The 24312-nt window shown below is 32.6% G+C and carries 23 protein-coding genes; 11 read left to right on the forward strand and 12 right to left on the reverse strand.

The genetic code is table 11. The annotated features are described in order from the left end of the window. Positions 1-106: 106 nt before the first annotated feature. The 5 genes from efp to EV145_RS04225 all read right to left on the reverse strand — a co-directional run bounded on the left by efp (position 107) and on the right by EV145_RS04225 (position 5320). Positions 107-673, reverse strand: coding sequence for an elongation factor P (gene efp, locus EV145_RS04205; protein WP_133523980.1), 567 nt, complete (start codon positions 671-673; stop codon positions 107-109). A gap of 94 nt (positions 674-767) precedes the next feature. Continuing rightward, positions 768-1553 carry an acyl-ACP--UDP-N-acetylglucosamine O-acyltransferase gene (gene lpxA / locus EV145_RS04210; protein ID WP_029270176.1) on the reverse strand — a complete coding sequence of 262 codons (786 nt, stop codon included), beginning with the start codon at positions 1551-1553 and terminating at the stop codon, positions 768-770. 73 nt (positions 1554-1626) lie between these two features. Beyond that, positions 1627-3015: a bifunctional UDP-3-O-[3-hydroxymyristoyl] N-acetylglucosamine deacetylase/3-hydroxyacyl-ACP dehydratase gene (locus EV145_RS04215; protein ID WP_133523981.1), complete on the reverse strand. Its 1389-nt coding sequence runs from the start codon at positions 3013-3015 to the stop codon at positions 1627-1629. Further along, positions 3008-4051: a UDP-3-O-(3-hydroxymyristoyl)glucosamine N-acyltransferase gene (lpxD, locus tag EV145_RS04220; protein ID WP_133523982.1), complete on the reverse strand. Its 1044-nt coding sequence runs from the start codon at positions 4049-4051 to the stop codon at positions 3008-3010. The genes EV145_RS04215 and lpxD overlap by 8 nt, the downstream gene beginning before the upstream one ends. Positions 4052-4090: 39 nt before the next feature. Then, positions 4091-5320: an HD domain-containing protein gene (locus tag EV145_RS04225; RefSeq protein ID WP_133523983.1), complete on the reverse strand. Its 1230-nt coding sequence runs from the start codon at positions 5318-5320 to the stop codon at positions 4091-4093. A 210-nt stretch (positions 5321-5530) separates the two neighbouring features. Here EV145_RS04225 and EV145_RS04230 point away from each other — a divergent pair, with 210 nt between their 5' ends. The 5 genes from EV145_RS04230 to EV145_RS04250 all read left to right on the forward strand — a co-directional run bounded on the left by EV145_RS04230 (position 5531) and on the right by EV145_RS04250 (position 9869). Next, on the forward strand, positions 5531-7084 hold the full coding sequence (locus tag EV145_RS04230; RefSeq protein ID WP_133523984.1) for a bifunctional response regulator/alkaline phosphatase family protein: 1554 nt from the start codon (positions 5531-5533) through the stop codon (positions 7082-7084). A gap of 84 nt (positions 7085-7168) precedes the next feature. Next, entirely contained in the window at positions 7169-7576 is a 408-nt protein-coding gene (gene tsaE / locus EV145_RS04235; RefSeq protein ID WP_133523985.1) for a tRNA (adenosine(37)-N6)-threonylcarbamoyltransferase complex ATPase subunit type 1 TsaE, read from the forward strand. A 112-nt stretch (positions 7577-7688) separates the two neighbouring features. Next, entirely contained in the window at positions 7689-8162 is a 474-nt protein-coding gene (locus EV145_RS04240) for a GNAT family N-acetyltransferase (RefSeq protein WP_133523986.1), read from the forward strand. Positions 8163-8246: 84 nt separating this feature from the next. After that, entirely contained in the window at positions 8247-9446 is a 1200-nt protein-coding gene (locus EV145_RS04245) for an alanine dehydrogenase (RefSeq protein ID WP_133523987.1), read from the forward strand. A 36-nt stretch (positions 9447-9482) separates the two neighbouring features. Continuing rightward, positions 9483-9869, forward strand: a complete 387-nt coding sequence (locus tag EV145_RS04250) for a DUF4258 domain-containing protein (RefSeq protein ID WP_133523988.1) — start codon at positions 9483-9485, stop codon at positions 9867-9869. 169 nt (positions 9870-10038) lie between these two features. Here the strand turns inward: EV145_RS04250 and EV145_RS04255 are convergent, their stop codons facing one another. Further along, on the reverse strand, positions 10039-10710 hold the full coding sequence (locus EV145_RS04255; RefSeq protein ID WP_133523989.1) for a uracil-DNA glycosylase: 672 nt from the start codon (positions 10708-10710) through the stop codon (positions 10039-10041). Positions 10711-10820: 110 nt separating this feature from the next. Here EV145_RS04255 and EV145_RS04260 point away from each other — a divergent pair, with 110 nt between their 5' ends. The 3 genes from EV145_RS04260 (at position 10821) to EV145_RS04270 (ending at position 14051) form a co-directional block, all read left to right on the forward strand. Continuing rightward, a complete protein-coding gene (locus EV145_RS04260; protein WP_133523990.1) occupies positions 10821-12986 on the forward strand; it encodes an endonuclease MutS2 in 2166 nt (721 codons plus the stop codon). Between the two features lie 309 nt (positions 12987-13295). Beyond that, positions 13296-13601, forward strand: a complete 306-nt coding sequence (locus tag EV145_RS04265; RefSeq protein WP_133523991.1) for a GIY-YIG nuclease family protein — start codon at positions 13296-13298, stop codon at positions 13599-13601. Between the two features lie 6 nt (positions 13602-13607). Further along, the gene (locus EV145_RS04270; protein WP_133523992.1) at positions 13608-14051 is read left to right on the forward strand and encodes a thiol-disulfide oxidoreductase DCC family protein; all 444 of its coding nucleotides are present in this window, start codon (positions 13608-13610) and stop codon (positions 14049-14051) included. Between the two features lie 216 nt (positions 14052-14267). Here the strand turns inward: EV145_RS04270 and ettA are convergent, their stop codons facing one another. The 3 genes from ettA to holA all read right to left on the reverse strand — a co-directional run bounded on the left by ettA (position 14268) and on the right by holA (position 17288). After that, positions 14268-15959 (reverse strand): energy-dependent translational throttle protein EttA, encoded by a 1692-nt coding sequence (gene ettA / locus EV145_RS04275; RefSeq protein WP_035680920.1) that lies wholly within the window; start codon positions 15957-15959, stop codon positions 14268-14270. 77 nt (positions 15960-16036) lie between these two features. Further along, positions 16037-16213 (reverse strand): CAL67264 family membrane protein, encoded by a 177-nt coding sequence (locus EV145_RS04280; protein WP_243739209.1) that lies wholly within the window; start codon positions 16211-16213, stop codon positions 16037-16039. A gap of 70 nt (positions 16214-16283) precedes the next feature. After that, a complete protein-coding gene (gene holA, locus EV145_RS04285) occupies positions 16284-17288 on the reverse strand; it encodes a DNA polymerase III subunit delta (RefSeq protein ID WP_133523994.1) in 1005 nt (334 codons plus the stop codon). A gap of 94 nt (positions 17289-17382) precedes the next feature. Between holA and EV145_RS04290 the strand changes: the two genes are divergently transcribed. Genes EV145_RS04290 through EV145_RS04300 form a run of 3 tightly spaced genes read left to right on the forward strand, consistent with a single transcriptional unit; the run spans position 17383 to position 19743 of the window. Further along, positions 17383-17835: a type I restriction enzyme HsdR N-terminal domain-containing protein gene (locus EV145_RS04290; protein ID WP_133523995.1), complete on the forward strand. Its 453-nt coding sequence runs from the start codon at positions 17383-17385 to the stop codon at positions 17833-17835. Between the two features lie 20 nt (positions 17836-17855). Continuing rightward, positions 17856-18875, forward strand: coding sequence for a glycosyltransferase family 2 protein (locus tag EV145_RS04295; protein ID WP_133523996.1), 1020 nt, complete (start codon positions 17856-17858; stop codon positions 18873-18875). 34 nt (positions 18876-18909) lie between these two features. Next, complete coding sequence (locus tag EV145_RS04300; protein WP_133523997.1) at positions 18910-19743, forward strand: flagellar motor protein MotB; 834 nt, start codon at positions 18910-18912, stop codon at positions 19741-19743. A 225-nt stretch (positions 19744-19968) separates the two neighbouring features. Here EV145_RS04300 and EV145_RS04305 read toward each other — a convergent pair whose 3' ends face one another. The 3 genes from EV145_RS04305 to EV145_RS04315 form a co-directional block, all read right to left on the reverse strand. Beyond that, positions 19969-21003 carry a carboxypeptidase-like regulatory domain-containing protein gene (locus EV145_RS04305; protein ID WP_133523998.1) on the reverse strand — a complete coding sequence of 345 codons (1035 nt, stop codon included), beginning with the start codon at positions 21001-21003 and terminating at the stop codon, positions 19969-19971. A gap of 78 nt (positions 21004-21081) precedes the next feature. Beyond that, positions 21082-21702, reverse strand: a complete 621-nt coding sequence (locus EV145_RS04310; RefSeq protein WP_127340013.1) for an L-threonylcarbamoyladenylate synthase — start codon at positions 21700-21702, stop codon at positions 21082-21084. Positions 21703-21784: 82 nt separating this feature from the next. Continuing rightward, complete coding sequence (locus tag EV145_RS04315; RefSeq protein ID WP_133523999.1) at positions 21785-24121, reverse strand: ATP-dependent helicase; 2337 nt, start codon at positions 24119-24121, stop codon at positions 21785-21787. Positions 24122-24312: the final 191 nt, after the last annotated feature.

Genomic DNA, 24312 nt, shown 5'->3' on the forward strand with positions numbered 1-24312 from the left:
AAATGTGTCAATTAGAAAATGTGTCAATTAGAAAATAAAAATTATTCAATTTCTGCGTAAGCATCAATTTTCTAATTGACTCATTGACAAATTATCTAATTAAAAATTACTCTTTTACACGCTCCATGTAATTACCAGAAGCAGTGTCAATTTTAATTTTATCACCTTCGTTGATGAACAACGGAACATTTACAGATGCTCCAGTTTCTACTGTTGCATTTTTTGTAGCATTTGTAGCTGTATTTCCTTTTACTCCTGGCTCTGCATATGTAACTTCAAGGATTACAGAAGATGGCATATCTACTGATAAAGGCAAATCAGTTTCAGTATTTACCTGAACCATTACACTTGTTCCTTCTTTCAATAAACCTGGAGCGTCCAAGATGTTTTTATTTAAAGAAATCTGCTCAAAAGATTCTGTATTCATAAAATGAAATTCATCTCCTTCAGCATATAAAAACTGATAATTATGTGTTTCTACACGAATAACGTCAATTTTATGTCCCGCAGAAAATGTATTATCTAATACTCTTCCTGTAGTTAAACTTCTTAATTTTGTTCTAACGAAAGCTGGACCTTTTCCAGGCTTAACGTGAAGAAATTCAACTATTTTATAGATATCGTGATTAAATTTAATACACAATCCGTTTCTAATATCTGATGTAGATGCCATTTTGTTTGTTTGTTTTTTTAATTTGTTGAATCGTTTATTCCTTTATTTGTTTATTCAATTAAACGATTAAACAAATAAACAGTTAAACGGTATTTTAATAATTTCCTGAATAACCTTTCATAATTCCTCGTGATGAATTTCTGATAAAATCCAGAATCTCATCTCTCTCAGGAGTCGCTTCCATTTCAGCTTCAATAATACTTAAAGCTTGAGTTGTATTGTAATTTTTTTGGTATAAAATTCTGTAGATCTCTTGAATTTCTCTGATTTTTTCAGTACTGAAACCTCTTCTTCTTAAACCAACCGAATTAATTCCAACATATGACAAAGGCTCTTTTGCTGCTTTTGTATAAGGGGGAACGTCTTTTCTAACCAAAGATCCACCAGAAATCATAGCATGATCTCCAATATGAATAAATTGATGAATAGCCGCTAAACCACCAATAACAGCGTGATTACCTACAACTACGTGTCCTGCCAAAGCTACACCATTTACAATAATCGCATTATTTCCAATTTCGCAATCGTGCGCAATGTGAGCATAAGCCATTACTAAACAGTTGTTTCCAAGAATAGTTTGTCCAGATGCAACTGTACCTCTATTGATTGTAACACATTCTCTGATAGTACAATTATCTCCAATAATAGCAAGAGAATCTTCTCCGCCAAATTTTAAATCTTGTGGCACCGCAGAAATTACAGCTCCTGGAAAAATATTACAATTTTTTCCAATTCGCGCACCTTCCATGATGGTCACGTTTGAACCAATCCAAGTACCATCACCAATAACAACATTATTGTGAATTGTTGTAAAAGGCTCAATTACAACATTTTTAGCGATTTTAGCGCCAGGATGAACATATGCTAATGGTTGATTCATCTGTAAGTTTTATATTTTAAATTTAAAATAGTCTAATTTGAGGGCAACAAACCTAAACAATAAATTTGATTAATTATTGTTTTCTTGCGATTTGTGCCATTAATTCTGCCTCAGTAACTAATTTTCCGTTTGCATAAGCGTTTGCCTGCATGTGGCAAATTCCTCTTCTAATAGGAGAAATCAATTCACATTTGAAAATTAAGGTATCACCAGGCAATACTTTATGTTTGAATTTAACATTATCAATTTTCATGAAATATGTCAAATAATTTTCAGGATCCGGAACCGTGCTTAAAACTAAAATTCCACCTGTCTGTGCCATTGCTTCAACAATTAAAACTCCTGGCATAACTGGTGCTTCTGGAAAGTGTCCTACAAAGAAATTCTCGTTCATAGTAACGTTTTTCAACCCAACAACATGACGATCAGACATTTCTATAATTCTGTCAATTAACAAAAATGGAGGTCTGTGAGGAAGCATTGCCATAATTTTATGAATATCCATCAATGGCTCTTGATTTAAGTCATAAACAGGTACATGATTACGCTGCTCTATTTTGATAATTTTTGCCAGTTTTTTAGCAAACTGAGTGTTTACAAAATGACCTGGTTTATTTGCAATAATTTTTCCTTGAATACGAACTCCAATAAGCGATAAATCTCCAATAACATCAAGAAGTTTATGTCTTGCTGCCTCGTTTGGATAGTGCAAAGTAAGATTATCTAAAACTCCATTTGGTTTTACAGAAATTTCATCTTTACCAAAGGCTTTCTTTAAATTTTCCATTGTAGACTCAGAGATTTCTTTGTCTACATAAACAATTGCATTATTTAAATCACCGCCTTTAATTAAGCCATGTTCTAATAAAGACTCTAGTTCGTGCAAGAAACTGAAAGTTCTTGAACTTGCTATTTCAGTTTTAAAATCTGATATACTTTTTAATGTAGCATTTTGTGTACCTAAAACTTTTGTACCAAAATCTACCATTGTTGTCACTTGATAATCATCGCTAGGCATCACAAGGATTTCACTTCCAGTTGCTTCGTCAGTAAATGAAATTACTTCTTTTACCACATAAACATTACGGCTTGCATCTTGTTCTTCGATTCCAGCTTTTTCAATTGCTTCAACAAAATATTTTGATGAACCATCCATAATAGGAAGTTCAGAGGCATCTAATTCAATAATAATATTATCCAAATCGCAACCAACTACTGCAGCTAAAACATGCTCTGGAGTCTGTATTTTTACACCTAATTTTTCTAAATTAGTACCTCTTTGCGTGTTAACAACATAATTAGCATCAGCCTCAATGACTGGCTGACCTTGCAAATCTACTCTTACAAAAGTGAAACCATTATTAATTGGAGCTGGTTTAAAAGTCATTGTAACTTCTTTTCCAGTATGTAATCCAACTCCTGTTAGTGAAATTTCATTTTTGATGGTCTTCTGTTTAACCATTATTTCCATTTTTTGGGTTTATTATTTGTTTTTTTAATTCTTCTACTTCGGCTACAATTTTAGGGAAGTTTTTAAAATGAACATATGATTTATTAAAATCGCTATATCCAAGTGATGGCGAACCTTGTAAAACTTCATCATCTTTAATGTTTCTTGCGACACCAGACTGCGCCTGAAGCCTAACATTATTCCCTATAATTAAATGGCCTGCGATACCAACCTGCCCGCCAATCATACAGCTTTCTCCAATTTTAGTAGAACCAGCAACACCACTTTGAGCAGCAATTACTGTGTTTCTACCAATTTCAACATTATGAGCGATCTGAATTTGATTGTCTAATTTAACTCCTTGTCTAATAATTGTAGAACCAAGAGTTGCTCTATCAATTGTTGTATTTGCACCAATATCAACATTATCTTCAATGATAACATTACCTATTTGTGGTACTTTACTATATACTCCTTCTTCATTTGGCACAAAACCAAAACCGTCAGCTCCAATAATAGTTCCTGAATGAATCGTACAATTGTTTCCAATTATAGTTTCAGAATAAATTTTTGCACCTGCAAAAACAAAAACGTTATCACCAATTGTCACATTGTCTCCAATAAAACTGTTTGGATAAATCTTAACATTATTTCCTAAAACTACATTTTGACCTACATAACTAAAACTTCCTAAATATAAATTTTCCCCATATTTAGTTCCTTCAGACATAAATGACTGAGGTTCGATTCCGTTTTTATTTAATTTTACTTGATTGTAAAAATGCAAAAGTTTAGAAAAAGCCGCGTAAGCATCTTCTACTTTTATTAAAGTTGTAGTAATATCCTGTTCTGGAATAAAGCTGTCGTTAACAATTGTTACTGTTGCTTTTGTAGTATATATGTAGTTAACATACTTTGGATTAGCCAAAAAAGTAAGCGACCCTTCTTCGCCTTCTTCGATTTTAGATAGCCGAGAAACTTCTGCATTGGGATTCCCAACAACTTCTCCTTCTAAAATTCCCGCTATTTGTTCTGCTGTAAATTTCATTGCGACAAAAATATAAAAAATAGATTTTAAATGTTAATTTTAGATAAGTTGTTTTGGAAAACAGATGTAATATTTTGTTACCAATTTAGATAACGATTTCAAATTCAGCTGATCAGAGGCTTCTACAACATCTTCAATTGTTTTATCTTTTTTCAAAATTCGTATCGGTTCAGCTGCTTTACTATAGGCTTGGTTTTTAATTTTTCCTCTAAAAATAAAATAACCGGCATCTACTGCTGAAATATGATGATCTTCTGCAAATTCTTCTTTTAAAGATTGAGATTCTTCCAACGGAATTTTTTCTGCACTCATTTTTATTTTAAGCAAATCCCTGTTAATGATCATTTTACTTAATGTCGAAAGTATAAAATCATCTTGTCTTTGCCATGCTTTTAAGGCACTTATAATGTCAAAATCGTCTAATTGCGAAAAAAGATCTAGTTTTTCGGCATCAAAATCTTCAAGCGTGATTTTGTTTTGCATAAAATACAAAAGCGGTTCACTGCAAGGAAGTATCATCCCTTTAAGAGTCAGTTCTTTTGCTCTTTTTAAGACTTTCATCAAAATTAACTCGGCCACTAAACTTGTTTTATGCAAATAAGCTTGCCAATACATTAAACGTCTGGAAAGCAGAAATTTTTCAACCGAATAAATTCCTTTTTCTTCTATAACCAATACATCAGCAACTACATTCATCATCTGAATCAGTCGTTCCGAATTTACATTACCTTCAGCAACTCCTGTGTAAAAACTATCACGTTTTAAATAATCCATTCGATCCATATCTAATTGACTTGAAATCAATTGCAACATGAATTTTCGATGATATTCACCTTTAAAAACCTTAATAGCCAAACTAAGTCTTCCGTCAAATTCATCATTTAATTGATGCATAAATAATAACGAAATCGCTTCATGATTTACATCTTCAACAATACTTTTTTCCATCGCGTGCGAGAATGGTCCGTGACCAATATCATGCAATAAAATGGCAATCAGTAAAGCATTTTCCTCTTCTGATGATATTGCAACACCTTTAAAACGAAGTGTATCAACAACTTTCTGCATTAAATGCATGCAACCTAATGCATGATGAAAACGTGTATGATTAGCTCCTGGATAAACCAAATACGACAGTCCCATTTGCGAAATACGGCGTAAACGCTGAAAATATGGATGCTGAATTAGGTCGTAAATAAGTTCGTTCGGGATTGTAATAAACCCGTAAATGGGATCATTGAATATTTTTAACTTATTAATATGAGTCACTATTTGGTTATTTTTAGGTCAACAAATATAAGTAAATAACTATACTTTTTCATTTAAAAGTTGACATTAAATTCAACTGATTTTGAGACAAATACTTAATATTCAAAAAGATTTTATCTAAAAATTAGGTTTCGTTTTTCTGAAATTTATACTATTTTTAATACTTTTTAAGTTCTATAGCTCTAAATTGCATTAAAATTAATTTTGTTTATGGATAAGATAAAAATACTTTGGGTCGATGATGAAATCGATCTTTTGAAACCACATATATTATTTCTGGAGAAGAAAAACTACTCGGTAACTACTTGCAACAATGGCCTTGATGCAATTACTTTATTCGAAGAAGATAATTTTGATATTGTTTTTTTGGATGAAAATATGCCCGGAATGAGCGGTTTGGAAACACTTTCGGAAATGAAGGAAAAAAAATCGGCCATTCCGATGATTATGATCACCAAAAGCGAAGAAGAATATATAATGGAAGAAGCGATTGGTTCTAAAATCGCTGATTACTTGATAAAACCCGTAAATCCAAATCAGATTTTATTGAGTTTAAAGAAGAATTTGGACGATTCGAGATTGATTACTGAAAAAACAACTCTAGATTACCAGAAAGAATTCAGAAAAATTTCGATGGAGTTAGCCATGGTCAATTCGTATGAAGACTGGGTTGAATTGTATAAAAAACTGCTTTTTTGGGAATTAAAATTAGAAGATATCAATGATACGGCGATGATCGAAATTCTTGAATCTCAAAAAGTTGAAGCCAATTCTCAATTCGGAAAATATATTGAAAGAAATTATGAAGACTGGTTTGCTCCCAAAGCGGATAAGCCAATTCAATCCCACAATTTATTTAAAGAATTGGTCGTTCCAGAACTTAAAAAGAAAGACAAACCCGTTTTATTTGTTGTGATTGATAATTTACGTTACGATCAATGGAAATCATTTGAAACGGTTGTTTCTAACTATTACAAATTAGAAAAAGAAGTTCCCTATTTCTCTATTTTACCAACCGCTACACAATATGCTAGAAATGCTATTTTCTCAGGCTTATTACCAATTGAAATGGAAAAACAATTTCCGCAATATTGGAAAAATGATGTTGAAGATGGCGGTAAAAACCTTTATGAAGCAGAGTTCCTTTCAGCTCAATTAAAACGTTTAGGATTAAACCTTAAAGAAGATTATTTTAAAATCACCAATTATGCGGGTGGAAAAAAATTGGCAGAAAACTTTAGAGCTTTAAAAGAAAATGACTTGGTTACAGTTGTTTACAACTTTGTAGACATGCTTTCACACGCTAAAACCGAAATGGAAGTAGTTAAAGAATTAGCTTCTGATGATAAAGCCTATCGTTCATTGACTTTGAGTTGGTTTAAAAATTCTCCTTTATTAGAGATTATACAGCAAGCACAGCTTTTGGGTTTCAAATTAATTCTAACCACAGATCACGGAACAATAAATGTAAAAAACCCTTCAAAAGTTGTTGGAGATAAAAATACAAGCTTAAATTTGCGTTACAAAACAGGACGCAGTTTAACGTACGAGCAAAAGGATGTTTATGTGGTAAAAGAACCGAAAACAATTGGCTTACCAGCAATAAATATGAGCAGTTCGTTTATTTTTGCCAAAAATGATTTTTTCTTGGCGTATGTAAACAACTACAATCATTATGTGAGTTATTACAAAAACACCTACCAGCACGGTGGCATTTCGTTAGAAGAAATGATTATTCCGTTTTTGGTATTTAATCCGAAATAAAAAAAAGTTTTCAGTCGCAGTATCCAGTCTCATTCTGGAAACTGAATACTGCGACTGAGACTTATATATAAATAGACATAAAAAATGAACATCGCTTTTTCATTAGATCAAATTCAAGAAGTTGCCAATCAAATATTAGATTCAAATCCTAAAAAGATCATTCTTTTTAATGGAGAAATGGGCGTTGGGAAAACAACTTTAATCAAACAACTATGCAAAAGTTTAGGAGTTCAGGACGCAACCAGCAGTCCAACCTTTTCTTTAGTTAATGAATATTATACCTCTAACAATCAAATCGTTTACCATTTTGATTTTTACAGATTAAACAAAGAAACCGAAGCGCTTGATATGGGCGTTGATGATTATTTATATTCTGGAAATTGGTGTTTTATTGAATGGTCTGAAAAAATCGCAAATTTGCTTCCTGAAGAATATTCTACAGTTACCATTGAGTTATTGACGGATGGAAAAAGAAGCTTAGAGCTAGTTTAAAATTCCACAGAGATTCTCGAAGATTTCACGGAGATTCGCAGAGCTTTTTTACTAATTCTTTGTGTTGCCCTGCAAAAACTTCGTGTATCTCTGTGAAACAACTAATATTATCATGAATACCCAAAATACACTAGAAATAATCCCTTTTTCCTCCGATTTAAAAGAGCATATCAAAACTTTAAATATTGCCTGGCTAGAAAAATATTTCAAAGTCGAAGAAAAAGACAAACTCACACTCTCAAATCCGCAGGAAGAAATTATCGATAAAGGTGGCATGATTTTCTATGCCAGATATAATAATGAAATTCTAGGGACAGCTTCTTTAATGAAAGTTGGTAATTCAACATTTGAATTAAGTAAAATGGCAGTTTCAGATACTGCGCAAGGCTTAGGAATTGGTACCAAACTTCTTGAACATTGCTTTAATGTGGCCAAAGAAAACAATATCAAAACACTCATTTTATATTCTAATACTATTTTACTTCCGGCAATTCATTTGTATAGAAAATTCGGTTTCAAAGAAATCCCTTTAGAAATGGGCATTTACGAAAGAGCGGATATAAAAATGGAGAAAAAAATATCTTAACATTGTCATTACAGTATTAGCAGAATTTTTACACTAATTTTAAATCTTTTTACGTAATTTGTACCTTTAATTTTTGCACAACCCATGTCAATCACGTTAACTCCATTTACAAAACAACAATTACTGCCACAGGAAGAAAAACTTGAGGTTGGTCGTTTTAAAAGAGAACTTTTTATAGGAATTCCTAAGGAAACAAGTTATCAGGAACGCCGTATTTGCCTTACTCCAGATGCCGTAAATTCCCTAACTTATGAAGGACATCGCGTTATGATTGAATCTGGCGCGGGCGAAAGTTCGAGTTATACTGATAAGGAATATGCTGATGCTGGTGCAGAAATTACAAAAGATACAAAAAGAGTTTTTGGCTGTCCGTTTTTACTAAAAGTAGAACCACCGACGTTAGCCGAAATTAAAATGATAAATCCAGAAACGGTTATCATTTCTGCTATTCAATTGAAAACCAAAAAGAAAGAGTATTTTGAGGCTTTGGCACAAAAGAAAATTACTGCTCTCGCTTTTGAATATATTAAAGATGAAGACGGATCCTACCCAGCTGTAAAATCTTTAAGCGAAATTGCCGGAACTGCTTCTATACTAATTGCTGCCGAATTAATGATTACAGATGAATTCGGAAAAGGGCTTTTATTTGGAAATATTACTGGAGTTCCTCCTACTGAAGTTGTAATTTTAGGAGCAGGAACAGTTGGTGAATTTGCTGCAAAAACCGCAATTGGACTTGGTGCAAACGTAAAAGTTTTTGATAATTCGATTACAAAATTACGCCGTTTACAAAATAATTTGAATCAGCGAATTTTCACTTCAACTATTCAGCAAAAAGGCCTTTTAAAAGCTTTAAGACGCTGTGATGTCGCTATTGGTGCGATGCGTGGTAAGGAACGTTGTCCAATTGTAGTTACTGAAACTATGGTAGAACACATGAAAAAAGGTGCCGTTATTGTTGACGTCAGCATTGATACTGGTGGATGTTTTGAAAGTTCTGAAGTAACCACACATGAAAAACCTACCTTCATTAAAAACAATGTTTTACACTATTGTGTGCCAAATATCCCTTCTCGTTATTCCAAAACAGCCTCATTATCAATAAGTAACATCCTGACACCTTACCTGCATCAGATAGCCGAAGATGGTGGTATAGAAAGCGCAATCAGATGCAATAAAGGGCTTAAAAACGGAATTTATTTGTATCATGGAATCTTGACAAATAAAGCAATTGGCGACTGGTTTGATTTGCCAGACAACGATATTAATTTACTTGTATTTTAAAGGAACTTTAATGTACCTTTGCAAAAAATTTATTTCATGAAGTTCGTACACCGTTTTGCATATTATTTGATTGGTTTGGTTATGGGATGCTTTTTTGTAGCCCTTGTATTTAGCGGAAAAGACACGCGATGCAATTACTTTCCGAATGCTAGAGTTTTAAACAATTTGAGAACAAAACCTTTTCAATATTCAGATAAAGCAATTCAAACTTTAAACGAAAAATGGATCGATACTGCCGATATTAAAAATACTTTAACTTATGGAGATGTTGATTTTGACCAAAGCAATGTTCCATTCAAAAAAGGAAAACTTTATATCATTGAAGGAAAAACAGCTAAAAATCAAGAGATTATCTTAAAAGTGGTGAATTTTGAAAACAAAGCTGTTTTAGAAGAGATTATCAAGAAACCTGAAGATAAATAGTCTATAAGATATTAATTTATCAAGCTTTTTGTCATTTCGAGGAACGAGAAATCCTCACTAGAAGCTCGACAAAGATTGCGTTTTAGTTACGGAGTTACTTGCGAAGATTTCTCGTTCCTCGAAATGACAAGATTATGAAAAATTCGTGTAAATCGGTGTAATTAGTGTTTCACAACCAATCAATTTCTTTAATTTTCTTCGATTTCAAAAATTCATTTGTTTTGCTGAAATGTTTATTCCCAAACCATTTTCCCTGATTAGCACTCATTGGCGAAGGATGTCCAGACTCTAAAACATAGTGTTTTGAGCGATCAATTTTCAAGCCTTTTTTCTGCGCGAAGCTTCCCCATAAAAGGAAAACAACATTTTCTTTTTGGTCAGAAATAGTTTGAATAACAGCATCTGTAAAAAGATTCCATTTTAAATGTTTATGACTATTTGGACTGTCTTTTCTTACGGTCAATGACGCATTCAAAAGTAAAACGCCTTGCTGTGCCCATTTTTCGAGATTTCCAGATGTTGGCATAAAAATCGAATGAAAATCGGTGTTTATTTCTCTGAAAATATTACGAAGCGAAGGTGGAATTTTGACATCATCATTTACAGAAAAACTTAAACCATTGGCCTCTCCTTCTCCATGATAAGGATCCTGACCAATAATTACAACTTTTAAATCCTCAAAAGTGCAATTGTTAAAAGCTGAAAAAATCAATTCGGCCGGCGGATAACAAGTATGCGTTTTATATTCGATATCCAAAGCATCCATTAATTCAGTGAAGTACGGTTTTTGAATCTCGTCTTTTAAAACTGTTTGCCAATCTGAGGATAATTTAATTTTCATTTTAAAATTTTATTACAAATTACGCAAAGTTTTACTCAAACTGCCAATTATTAGTGCAATTTCGTTTTAAAACTTTGTAACTTTGAAATCTTTACAACTCACAATATATAATGATATCTATTACAGAAAAAACATTACAAGATTTACAATTTCCAACAGTGCTTGAAACAATTTCAGCAGGCTGCAACACAGACATTGGAAAAGAAAAAGCTTTACAAATAACACCTTTCAGAGATAAAGAAACCTTGATGCAGTCTTTAATGCAGACATCAGAATATGTGTCTTCATTTCAAAATAATAACGCAATTCCGAATCATGGTTTTGACGCCATCACGCACGAAATCAAATTTTTAGCTATTGAAGATAGTTTCCTTGAAGTTGGAAGTTTTAGAAAAATCGCTAATCTTTCGTCAACAACAAATTTCTTGCTTAACTTTTTAAGAAAGTTCGATGATTATTATCCAAATTTAAATGCGAGAGCTTCTCGTGTTGAATTGACAAAAGATATTATCACAGCAATTGATGCCATCGTCGATAAATACGGAGAAATAAAAGACAATGCTTCACCAGCTTTAGCCAGCATTCGTCAGAATATGAATTTAGTTCGAGGTAAAGTAAACCAAAGTTTTGGTGTGGCTTTAACTCAGTACAACGGCTTGGGTTATTTGGATGATATTAAAGAAAGTTTTGTGCAAAACCGTAGAGTTTTAGCGGTTTTGGCAATGTACCGCCGTAAAGTAAAAGGCTCAATTTTAGGAAGTTCCAAAACCGGAAGCATTGCTTATATTGAACCAGAAGCTACTTTAAAATATTCAAGAGAATTAGCGAATTTAGAGTATGAAGAAAAGGAAGAAATTACGAGAATTCTAAAAAATTTATCAAATGTAATTCGACCGTTTTTACCTTTATTAGTTGAATATCAAGATTTTTTGAGTGACATTGATGTCGTTGCCGGAAAAGCAAAATATGCCAACCGAATCAATGGAATTTTACCAACCATCACTGAAGAAAGAAGATTGTTTTTTAGAGAAGCATATCACCCTATTTTATACCTTAATAATAAGGAGAAAAAAGAAATTACGCATCCTCAGACAATTGAACTAAAACAAGAAAACCGAATTATTGTAATTTCTGGACCAAATGCCGGAGGAAAAACTATTTCCTTAAAAACGGTTGGATTATTACAGTTAATGCTTCAGTCTGGAATTTTGATTCCGGTTCATGAAAGAAGCGAAACTTTCTTGTTTGATCGAATTTTAACTGATATTGGAGACAATCAATCTATTGAAAATCATTTAAGTACTTATAGTTACCGTTTAAAAAACATGAATTATTTCTTAAAAAAATGTAACAAGAAAACCATGTTTTTAATTGATGAATTTGGTACAGGTTCAGATCCAGAATTGGGAGGTGCTTTAGCTGAAATTTTCTTAGAAGAATTTTATCATCGTGAAGCTTTCGGAATTATCACAACGCATTATTCTAATTTAAAAATTCTTGCAAACGAATTGCCTTTTGCTACAAATGCCAATATGATGTTTGACGAAAAGTCATTAGAACCAATGTATAAACTGGCTTTAGGCCAGGCAGGAAGTTCTTTTACTTTTGAAGTTGCTCAAAAAAATGGAATTCCCTTTGGATTAATCAATCGTGCAAAAAAGAAAATTGAAGTCGGAAAAGTTCGTTTTGACAAAACTATTGCGACACTTCAAAAAGAAAGATCGAAGCTCGAAAAAACTTCTTTGAATTTGAAAGAGGAAGAAACTCGTGCGCGTGAGGAAAGCAAAAAGATGGAAAACATCAATACGAGAATTCAACAAAAACTGGAAAGCTATCAGGAATTATACGACAGTAACCAGAAGATAATTTACATTGGACAGAAGATTGATGATATTTCCGAAAAGTATTTCAACAACAAAAACAAAAAAGAACTTATTGGTGAATTTTTAAAAATTGTCGAAATTGAAAATTCAAAACGAAAAAAAGCAACTCCAAAAGAAGTTAAGGCAAAAGTTGAAAAACAAAAAGAAATCATTGCTGAAGTTCAAGTAAAAGTTGAAGAAATTCGTCAAGAAAAAAAAGAAAAGAAACTTAAACCTGTTGTTGAAAAACCAAAACCAATTTTAAAGGTTGGCGATCGTGTTAGAATGTTAGATGGAAGGTCAATTGGAAGTATTGATTCGATCGAAAAAAATAAAGCAACAGTAAATTACGGAATTTTCACTTCGAAAGTAAGTTTGGATGAATTGGAATTAGTAGAAGCTGCAAAAAAATAAAGCTATCAGTCACAGGCGCAGTTTTCAGATCTTAAAATTGGAAATTTTCAACCAAAATCAAAATAAAGCGATTTAAAGAGTTGTTTTTAAAATTATAATAAAAGAGTTGTTTGTTTTCTAAAAACCCGTTTAAACCAATTTATTAAAACCGATTACGATTTATAAAATTTATTCTAAAATTAAATTCAATAGCTTTAAATAATATATAATAAAAATATTACAAATTATACTTAGTTTTGTCATTGCGAGGAACGAAGCAACCGCACTATTAATAGTCAGTATTTTTCGGCAGCGATTAAATTAAAAATAATGAAACCTGGATTTGTATATATAATTACTAATAAATATCAAACAGTTGTTTACACTGGTGTTACCTCTAATCTTCCAAAAAGAATTCTAGAGCATAAAAATAAAAAATATCCAAAATCATTCTCAGCTCGTTATAATGTAAATATTTTAGTTTATTACGAACAATTCCAATGGATTGAAGACGCTATAACAAGAGAAAAACAAATAAAGGCTGGATCACGAGAAGCAAAAAACAATTTAATTCGTTCATTAAATCCAACGTGGAAAGATTTATTTGAAGAGATTGAGAATATAATGACTATCTAATGCAATATGGAAAAGTATAATGAGATTGCTTCGTTCCTCGCAACGACTGCAAAAAATAAAAAAATAATTCTCTTTGATGGAGTTTGCAATCTCTGTGATTCGGCTGTTCAATTTATTATCAAGAACGACAAAAAAGATATTTTTAGATTTGTAGCATTGCAATCAGAATTAGGAATTTCAATTTGTAAAAACTTAGGAATTAGTTTTTCGAAAATGGACAGCATTATTCTATATGATCCTGGAACTGCCTATTTTTATAAATCTTCTGCTGTTATTGAAATTGGCAAAAATTTTGGCGGACTTTGGAAACTGATTTTAATCTTTAGAATTGTGCCCATTTTTATTAGTGATTTCATTTACGATTATGTTGCAAAAAAAAGATACAATTGGTACGGCAAAAAAGAAAGCTGTATGATTCCAACTCCGGAATTAAAAAGTAAGTTTCTTTAAATTTTAAATTTCATTTTGCACAATATTATCATTTCGACGAAGGAGAAATCTTCGCAAGTAACTCCGTTCCAATAAGCCAATCTTTGTAGAGCTTCTCGTGGAGATTTCTCCTTCGTCGAAAATGACAAACTTAACGCAAAAACATACAAAATAGAAAAATCCCAAACTCCGATAAAATTGGAATTTGGGATTTTTTATTGAAAATTTAGATTTTGATTATCTAATCAATTTTCTGTATTTCAAACGTTTTGGAGTTAAATCACCACCAAGACGTTTCTTTTTGTTTTCTTCATAATCAGAGAAACTTCCTTCAAAGAAATAAACTTCAGAATCTCCTTCAAAAGCTAAGATATGCGTACAAATTCTATCCAAGAACCATCTGTCGTGAGAAATAATTACAGCACAACCAGCAAAATTTTCCAAACCTTCTTCCAATGCACGAAGTGTGTTTACATCAAGATCATTCGTAGGCTCATCCAGTAAAAGTACGTTTCCTTCTTCTTTCAAAGTCATTGCTAAGTGCAAACGGTTACGTTCACCACCTGACAACATAGAAACTTTTTTATTCTGCTCTCCACCACCAAAGTTAAAACGAGATAAATAAGCTCTAGAATTCACTTGCTTTCCTCCCATCATAACCAATTCCTGACCGTCAGCAAAGTTTTCCCAAATAGATTTATTCGGATCAATATTAGAGTGCGACTGATCTACGTAAGCAATTTTCACAGTTTCACCAACTGAAAATTCTCCACTGTCAGTAGCTTGTTCACCCATGATCATTTTGAAAATGGTAGATTTACCAGCACCGTTTGGTCCGATAATTCCAACAATTCCAGCTTGTGGTAAAGTAAAATTCAAATTATCATAAAGTAATTTTTCACCAAAAGCTTTTGCAACGTTTTTAGCTTCAATTACATTAGTTCCTAAACGTGGACCGTTCGGGATATAGATTTCTAGATTTTCATCTAATTGTTTTTGATCTTCATTTAATAATTTGTCGTAGTTCTGCAAACGTGCTTTTTGTTTAGTCTGGCGACCTTTAGCGCCTTGACGAACCCACTCCAACTCACGCTCTAAAGTTTTTCTACGTTTAGAAGCCACTTTTTCTTCTTGAGCCATACGGCTTGATTTTTGATCTAACCAAGAAGAATAATTCCCCTTCCACGGGATACCTTCTCCTCTATCCAACTCAAGAATCCAACCAGCAACATTATCCAAGAAATAACGGTCGTGCGTTACAGCAATTACAGTTCCTGCATATTGCGCCAAATGTTGCTCTAACCATAGAACTGACTCAGCATCAAGGTGGTTGGTAGGCTCATCCAGAAGCAATACATCAGGCTGTTGCAATAACAAACGACATAAAGCTACACGACGACGCTCTCCACCAGAAAGGTTTTTAATTGGCGTATCACCTTCAGGTGTACGTAAAGCATCCATTGCAATTTCTAATTTTGTATCGATTTCCCAAGCACCAAGAGCATCAATTTTGTCTTGCAACGCTGCTTGACGGTCCATCAATTTATCCATTTTATCTGGATCTGAATAGTTTTCTTCAAGACCAAATAAATCATTAATTTGATTATATTCTTCTAAAACTGCCATAGTTTCTGCAGCTCCTTCACGAACAATTTCGATTACTGTTTTAGAATCATCAAGAATTGGTTCCTGCTCTAAATAACCAACAGTGTAACCAGGCTGAAAAACTACATCACCTTGATAATTTTTATCAACCCCTGCAATAATTTTTAAAAGAGAAGATTTTCCAGAACCGTTAAGTCCCAAAATACCAATTTTAGCTCCGTAAAAGAAACTCAAATAAATATTTTTAAGTACCGGTTTGTCTGCTCCCTGATAGGTTTTACTCAATTTCTGCATTGAGAAAATTACTTTCTTATCGTCTGACATTTTCTATATTTTATTTTAATTATTTAATTAGATATGATATTGACATTGCAAATTATTTTTGCAACTACTATTGAAAATTAAACCCTGCCTTTTAAAGCATTGAATACCCAAGCATTAGCTAAAAAACCAACTCCAACAGCAGCAAATCCCCAGCCTGATACTTCACTGTATCTAAAAATACCAAGACCTATAAGCAACAATCCCATAAGTACCATTATAAAAGTAGCCCATCCTAAAACGGTATTTTTATTCATTCCCATAATTGTGTAATTATTTTTAAGTAGTAAAATTTTTAGAAACGCAAATATCGTGAATTTTAATGGCTTAATTAAATATTTTATACAGCATTTCTTTAAGTAAATCTGATTGAGGCAAAGCATTGGCCCCCACACCTTTACTCTTAACATCAATATCCCGCAAAGCGCCAACAATCTGACTTACTTTTCGCATTGGATAATTTTTAACCGCTAAATCATATTCTTTCAAGAAATATGGATTGACTCCAATTGCTGCAGCGACATTTTTTGGATTTTTATCTTTTAAACCATGATATTTTAAAAGCTGTACGAAGAACCCAAATACTAACCCAGTCGTCATTACTAAAGGATATTCTTTAGGATTATGTGCAAAATTCTCTGCTATTTTATAAGCTTTCAATTGATTACGTTCGCCAATTGCTTTTCGCAATTCGAAGACATTATAATCTTTACTAAAACCAATATTTTCCTCAATATGTTGTGGCGTAATCATGGTTCCTTGTGGCAAAATAATTTGCAGTTTTTCAAGTTCGTTATTAATTTTACTTAAATCTGTTCCTAAAAATTCAACCAGCATTGCGTTTGCTTTTGGGTCAATTGTGTATTTTTTTCCCGCTAGAACGCGTTTAATCCAGTCTCCTACCTGGTTTTCGTATAATTTTTTGCTTTCGTAAACCAAACCATTTTGAGCCAATACCTTCGTTACTTTCTTACGTTTGTCAAGCGTTTTGTATTTATAACAAAAAACCAAAACCGTAGTTTCCATCGGATTATTGGCATATGATTCTAGTTTATCAATATTTCTTGACAAATCTTGTGCTTCTTTTACTATAACCACTTGACGGTCAGCCATCATAGGATAGCGCTTGGCCGTTGAAACAATATCTTCAATAGAAACATCTCTTCCGTATAAAACTGTTTGATTAAAACCTTTCTCTTCTTCGGCAAGAACATTCTCCTCAATATACTCCGATAATTTATCTATATAATAAGGTTCTTCACCCATTAAAAAGTAAATTGGTTTTATATTTCCTGCTTTGATATCGTTAACAATTTTTACAACTTCGTCCATTAAATATTTTGTTTCAAGTTTAAAGTTTCAGGTTCCAGCTCCAAAACTTGAAACTTTAAACCTGAAACCTGAAACTATTTTATATTTTTGCTTTATGCTTAAACTTAATTTCCCAGCTTACACTTTCCGATTCAAAAATAGCGAAAATAAAGTGTCTATTTTTGATGAAATCAGAAAAAAATTTATCATTCTTACCCCAGAAGAATGGGTTCGGCAGCATGTTGTTCATTATTTGATTATTGAAAAAAAATACCCTAAATCACTCATTAATGTCGAGAAAGTTTTAAAAGTCAACGGGTTAAGAAAGAGGTATGATGTTGTAGTTTTTAATCCAGACGGCTCTATACACATACTAGTAGAATGTAAAGCACCCGAAGTAAAAATTTCTCAGGCAACTTTTGATCAAATTGCCCGTTATAATATGACAATGCAGGCACGGTTTTTGAATGTCACAAACGGACTAAACCATTTTTATTGTCAAATGGATTTTGAAAACGAAAAATATGAGTTTTTAAGAAATCTGCCTGATTATAAAGAAAACCATTAAAATAAATAATTTAAGAACTATTGGATAAAATAGCAGTTGTCATTTTAAATTGGAACGGAGTAAAATTGTTAGAGCAATTTTTACCATCTGTTATCCAATTTTCAGAAGGAGCAACAATATATGTTGCCGACAATGATTCTACAGATACTTCAGTTGAATTTGTTCAACAAAATTTCCCTACAGTTAAAGTTGTAAAAAATACGGGCAATTATGGTTTTGCAAAAGGCTATAATGATGCTTTAAAACATATAGATGCAGAAATTTATGCATTAGTCAATTCAGACATTGAAGTAACCAAAGATTGGCTTAAACCAATCCTTGAGACTTTTGATAATGAAAAACAAACGGGTATTATTCAACCAAAAATCCGTGATTTTAAAAACAAAGAATATTTTGAATACGCTGGTGCAGCCGGTGGTTTCATCGATAAATTCGGTTATCCATTTTGCAGAGGAAGAGTCTTTGAAACTATCGAAAAAGATAATAACCAATATGATGATAATTGTGAATTATTCTGGGCTTCTGGCGCTTGCTTTTTCATCAGAAAAAATGTTTTTCAAGAATTAGGCGGTTTTGACGAAAGCTTTTTTGCACATCAGGAGGAAATTGATTTGTGCTGGCGTGCTTTAAATGAAGGACATATTATTAAGTACAATTATCAGTCATTGGTTTATCATGTTGGCGGTGCGACTCTCCAACAGGGAAATCCAAAAAAAACCTATTTGAATTTTCGAAATTCTCTTTTAATGCTTGTCAAAAATCTACCAAAAAGAGGACTGTTTTGGGTGATTTTTCTACGAATGGTTTTAGATGGTATTGCAGGTATCCGTTTTCTTACACAAGGGAAATTCGGTCATACTTTTGCCATTTTAAAGGCACATTTCTCTTTTTATTGCCTATCTTTAAAGTATCTTAAAAAAAGGAAAGATTTTCAAATACAGCAATACTATACCGTAAAAAGTGTCGTTTACCTTTATTACATAAAGAAATTACTGGTTTTTAAAGAAATCTTTAACAGTAATCAAAATATTAAAAACTAAATTTGTAATCAACGTTTAATTAAATATAATACCTATGAGAAAAATAGTTATCGCACTATCAGTATTAATGGCCTTAACTTCGTGTGTATCGAAAAAGCAATACGCTGCACTAGAAGCTAAGAACAAAGAGACCCAAGATTTATTAAACTCTTGCACTGTAAAATTAAATTCTTGTTTAGAAGAAAAAGCAGGTTTAGCTGCTACAGCTGAAAGCTACAAACAACACAATCAAGACTTAATCAATAGTTCAAAAGATTTAACGGTTTTAACTACTAAAGGAGCTGAAAACCTTGAAAAATCTCTAGAAAGCTTAAAAGAGAAAGATTTGAAAATCTCAAGACTTCAAGATGCTCTTACAAAAAAAGACAGTGTAACTTTAGCATTAGTTACAAGCTTAAAAGGAGCTGTTGGAATCAACGATCCAGATATCGAAATCAATGTTGAAAAAGGAGTTGTATTTATTTCTATCGCTGATAAATTATTATTCAAAAGTGGAAGTTATGACGTAAGCGACAAAGCAAAATCTGTTTTAGCTAAAGTTGCAAAAGTTGTAAATGACAAACCTGACTTTGAATGTATGGTTGAAGGACACACTGATGATGTTCCTTACAAAAGCAACGGAATTATCTTAGACAACTGGGATTTAAGTGTTAAACGTTCTACTTCTATTGTTCGTGTGTTAACAAATGATCTTGGCGTAAACCCTGCAAAATTAATTGCTGCTGGTAGAAGTTCATATGTACCATTAGTTGCAAATGACACTCCAGAAAACAAAGCGCGTAACAGAAGAACTCGTATTGTTGTTATGCCAAAAATCGATCAGTTCTACGATATGATTGAAAAAGAAATGAAAAAACAAGCTAAATAATTCTTGTTTTACATATTATAAAAACAGAAAAAGCAGGTCTTACGACCTGCTTTTATGTATCCTTAATTTTTTTAATAACCAATTAAATATAAATCAAGAATAGCATTATTTTTAATCAACTAACTAAATTTTAACTATTAATAAAGTTAGGAATTATTTTTTAACTTTTATACAATTTCAGTTTTTTTTTACAAATATAGCATGTTGCCATTTTCAGTATTACAATTATTCTATCCCATAATTTAAAGGCAACATATCTCCAACTCTTTTTTCAGAAATTTTCCCTGAAAAAAGTATATCTTGAATATTTGAATTATTTCCATACTTATAAATATAAAAATTATCTGTTTCAAAACTGATCCTCGATGTTTCCTTTTTGTCAAAGAGAAGATTATATGTTACCATATTTTTTGAGTTTAGATTTGTGGTCTCACCTTTATCTTGAGGAATTAATTCTACTTTTGCAAAATCTCCTTCTTTAGTTATTTTGAAGCATTTAGTTGGATCCTGATTATATTTATCCTTAAACAATAAAAATTTCTTTGCCCCCCAATCAGTATTTGCTAAATTTCTGAAAAACTGAATTTGAGATCCCTGATATGTTTTTTCTCGTTTTTTTAAAACTTTAGCGCTATTATCAATTTCTTCAAATCGGCTCACGCCACCGTAAAAATTCTTACTCGCATCTATTGAATTAATACTAAATCTATTAAAAGAAACTTCAAAAATTACCAATTCAAAATCAATTTTATATCCTAAGGCTGGATTTATAATCACCAAAGGTTTATCTGAAGAGGCTGTAAAAAGTAAATTCTTTTTATCATACTTAAATTTAATATCATCTTCATTTTTAATAATAGCTGATTTCGCATTACTAGTTTTTCCCAAAAAATATTCTCTAAACAACTTTAATTTCTGAGCTCTTGTAAACTGTTGATTATTATTGACTACAACTTCTTTAAGTTCATTTTCCGAAATCTTCATCGTTATATTTAATAACTTCGAAACATCTAATCCCGACAGATACTCTGTCTGGTATCCCATTGAACTAATCACTAAAATACTATTCGCATTAGGTTCATACTTGATAGAAAATTTTCCATCAGCATCTGAAATTGTAGAAATTGTTGTACCATCATAGTAAACATTTACTCCTTCTAACGGCATATTATCTTTGCCTATAATTTTACCTTTAAGATTCTCTTGCGAAAATATAGTGACCGCAGAAAACAAAAATAAAAGAGTAAGTAGTTTTTTCATTAAAGTCAAAAGGTTTGATTAATTAGTAGCTAATTAACCAAACCTTTTTGTATTATCCTAATGAATCTATTTCTTTTCTTACAAAATATCAATATCGCCTTTACCTTCTCTCACGATAACTGGTTCATGTTCTGAAAGGTCAATAATCGTCGAACCAACATTATCACCATAGCCTCCATCGATTACCAAATCTACTAGATTTTGCCATTTCTCGAAAATTAATTCCGGATCTGTTGTATATTCAATTACATCATCTTCATCACGAATTGAAGTCGAGACAACTGGATTTCCTAATTGACGAACAATCTCTAATATAATATTATTGTCAGGAACACGAATCCCCACAGTCGTTTTCTTTTTAAACTCCTTAGGCAAATTATTATTACCTGGTAAAATAAAGGTATAAGGCCCCGGCAATGCTCTTTTTAAAATTTTAAAAGTCGACGTATCTATCTGACGGACATAATCTGATAAGTTGCTTAAGTCATGACAAATAAATGAAAAATTTGCTTTCTCTAATTTAACTCCTTTAATTTTTGCGATTTTTTCCAACGCTCTAGAATTGGTAATATCACAACCCAAACCGTAAACAGTATCTGTCGGATAAATTACCAAACCGCCATTCTGAAGCACTTTTACAACTTTTGCAATTGCAGCTTCACTAGGTTTATCTGGATATATTTTTATGAATTCAGCCATAATTTTTAGTTTATTTTGTTTCAGGTTTCAAGTTGCAAGTTGCTTTGCATAATCTGAAACTAAAACTTGAAACAATATTTTTTTAACCTACTACATCTAATTTAGCAAATCGCAGCAAAAGTTTCTTAATTCCTCCTACTTCAAATTTGATTTCTGCTTTTTTATCAGCGCCAACACCTTCTAAATTAATCACTTCACCTTTTCCAAAACGCTCGTGCATGACCACGTTTCCAACCGTTAATTTGCTGTCAAATAAATTGGGAGCACCGGCATTTGGGTTCGTTCCTGTTACGGGTTTTAATTTTCTAATATTTAGATCTGGTTTCGGATTATTATCTGTAATATGTTTTGGAGGTGTTCCTCCTACTGGTTTTGCCAGTCTTAATTTAGACTTATCGACATCTCCAAAAATATCACCGTCAATTGGCGATTTATAACGATAATTGCTTTCAGACGGAGTTAGATATTCTAAAAATTGACCATCAATTTCTTCAATAAATCTTGAAGGTTCACTATCAGTCAATTTTCCCCAGCGGTAACGCGACTGCGCATAAGTCAAATACGCTTGATGTTCTGCACGAGTTAAAGCTACATAAAATAATCGACGTTCTTCTTCTAATTCACTTCTGGTACTCATACTCATGGCACTCGGAAACAAATCTTCTTCCATACCAACCACAAAAACATGAGGGAACTCAAGTCCTTTCGCTAAGTGAATAGTCATTAGCGCCACTCGATCTTCATCATTTGTGTCTTTATCTAAATCTGTTGCTAGTGCCACATCTTCCATAAATTCCGAAAGTGCACCTCTAGCTCCATCAATTTCCCGTTGACCTTCGGTAAAATCTTTAATACCGTTTAAAAGTTCTTCGATATTCTGAATTTTTGCCATTCCTTCTGGAGTAGTATCTTTTTTCAATTCTTGAACTAAACCTGTTTTTTTTGCAACGTGGTCTGTTATATAAAATGCATCCTGATTTTGATCAATAACCTGAAAACTCTGGATCATAGTAACAAAATCTTTCAATTTGTTTTTTGTTCCAGCATTCAGTTTCAAGTCAATTTTATCGATATTAACCATTACTTCCCAAATCGAACGTTTGTAATGGTTTGCCGCAATAGTCAATTTTTCTACGGTTGTATCTCCAATTCCACGCGCTGGATAATTGATCACACGAATTAACGCTTCTTCGTCTTTTGGATTAATTACCAAACGCAAATAACACAATACATCTTTGATCTCTTTACGCTGATAGAAAGACAATCCGCCGTAAATTCGATACGGAATATCACGTTTTCTCAAAGCATCCTCCATCGCACGGGACTGGGCATTCGTACGATACAAAATTGCAAAAGCCCCATTATGAAGCTGGTTTTGCATTTTCTGTTCAAAAATGGTACTAGCAACAAAACGGCCTTCTTCAGCATCTGTCAAACTTCGGTGGACTTTAATTTTTGGTCCAAAATCATTCGCTGTCCAAACCACTTTATCCAGTTTGGTTTTGTTATGCTCCATAACCGTATTTGCTGCTTCAACAATATTTCGTGTTGAACGGTAATTCTGCTCCAAACGAAACATTACTACGCCTTCATAATCCTTCTGGAAATTCAAAATATTATTGATATTCGCTCCACGAAAAGCATAAATACTCTGCGCATCGTCACCAACCACACAAATATTCTGAAACCTGTCTGATAAAGCCCTAACAATCAAATACTGAGAGTGATTTGTATCTTGGTACTCATCAACCAAAATATAACGGAAACGATCTTGATATTTAGCTAAAACTTCTGGAAAACGAGTCAGTAATTCATTAGTTTTCAATAATAAATCATCAAAATCCATTGCGCCTGCTTTAAAACAACGCTCAACATACTGCTGATAAATTTCTCCCAGTCTTGGTCTTTTTGCCATTGCATCAGCTTCAACCAATTCTGGATTATTGAAATACGCTTTTACTGTAATTAAACTGTTTTTATAACTAGATATACGACCTAAAATCTGTTTTGGTTTATAGATATCGCGGTCTAACTGCATTTCTTTTATAATCGAAGAAATTAGTCTGGCCGAATCCTGAGAATCATAAATGGTAAAATTGGAAGGATATCCTAAATGATCTGATTCTGCACGCAGAATACGCGCGAAAATCGAGTGAAATGTTCCCATCCAAAGATTTTTTGCTTCACTCGCTCCTACAATATCCGAAATCCTGTGTTTCATTTCACGGGCGGCTTTGTTAGTAAAAGTCAGCGACAAAATATTGAAGGCATCAACACCTTGAGCCATCAAATAAGCAATCCTAATTGTTAAAACACGGGTTTTTCCCGAACCTGCACCAGCAATAATAATCATTGGCCCGTCTTTTTTAAGAACGGGTTGTCTTTGCGCTTCGTTGAGCTGGTCAATATATTTCTGCATGTAATTTATCTCCTTTTATGCAAAAATAAGAATTTAAAGAGAAAGTTCCTAAGATGCAAAAGAAAGGTTCTGAGGTTCTAAGATACTAAGGTTCTAAGTATTTTTTTGAAGCAGGGCAATTGGCATTTTTTTGAGACATAGTTCCCGCTTTCGGCTATATCTCTCCGTTCCACTTCGAGGATACCGCCTCT

This window comes from Flavobacterium sp. 245 (assembly GCF_004362055.1).
Lineage (GTDB): Bacteria > Bacteroidota > Bacteroidia > Flavobacteriales > Flavobacteriaceae > Flavobacterium.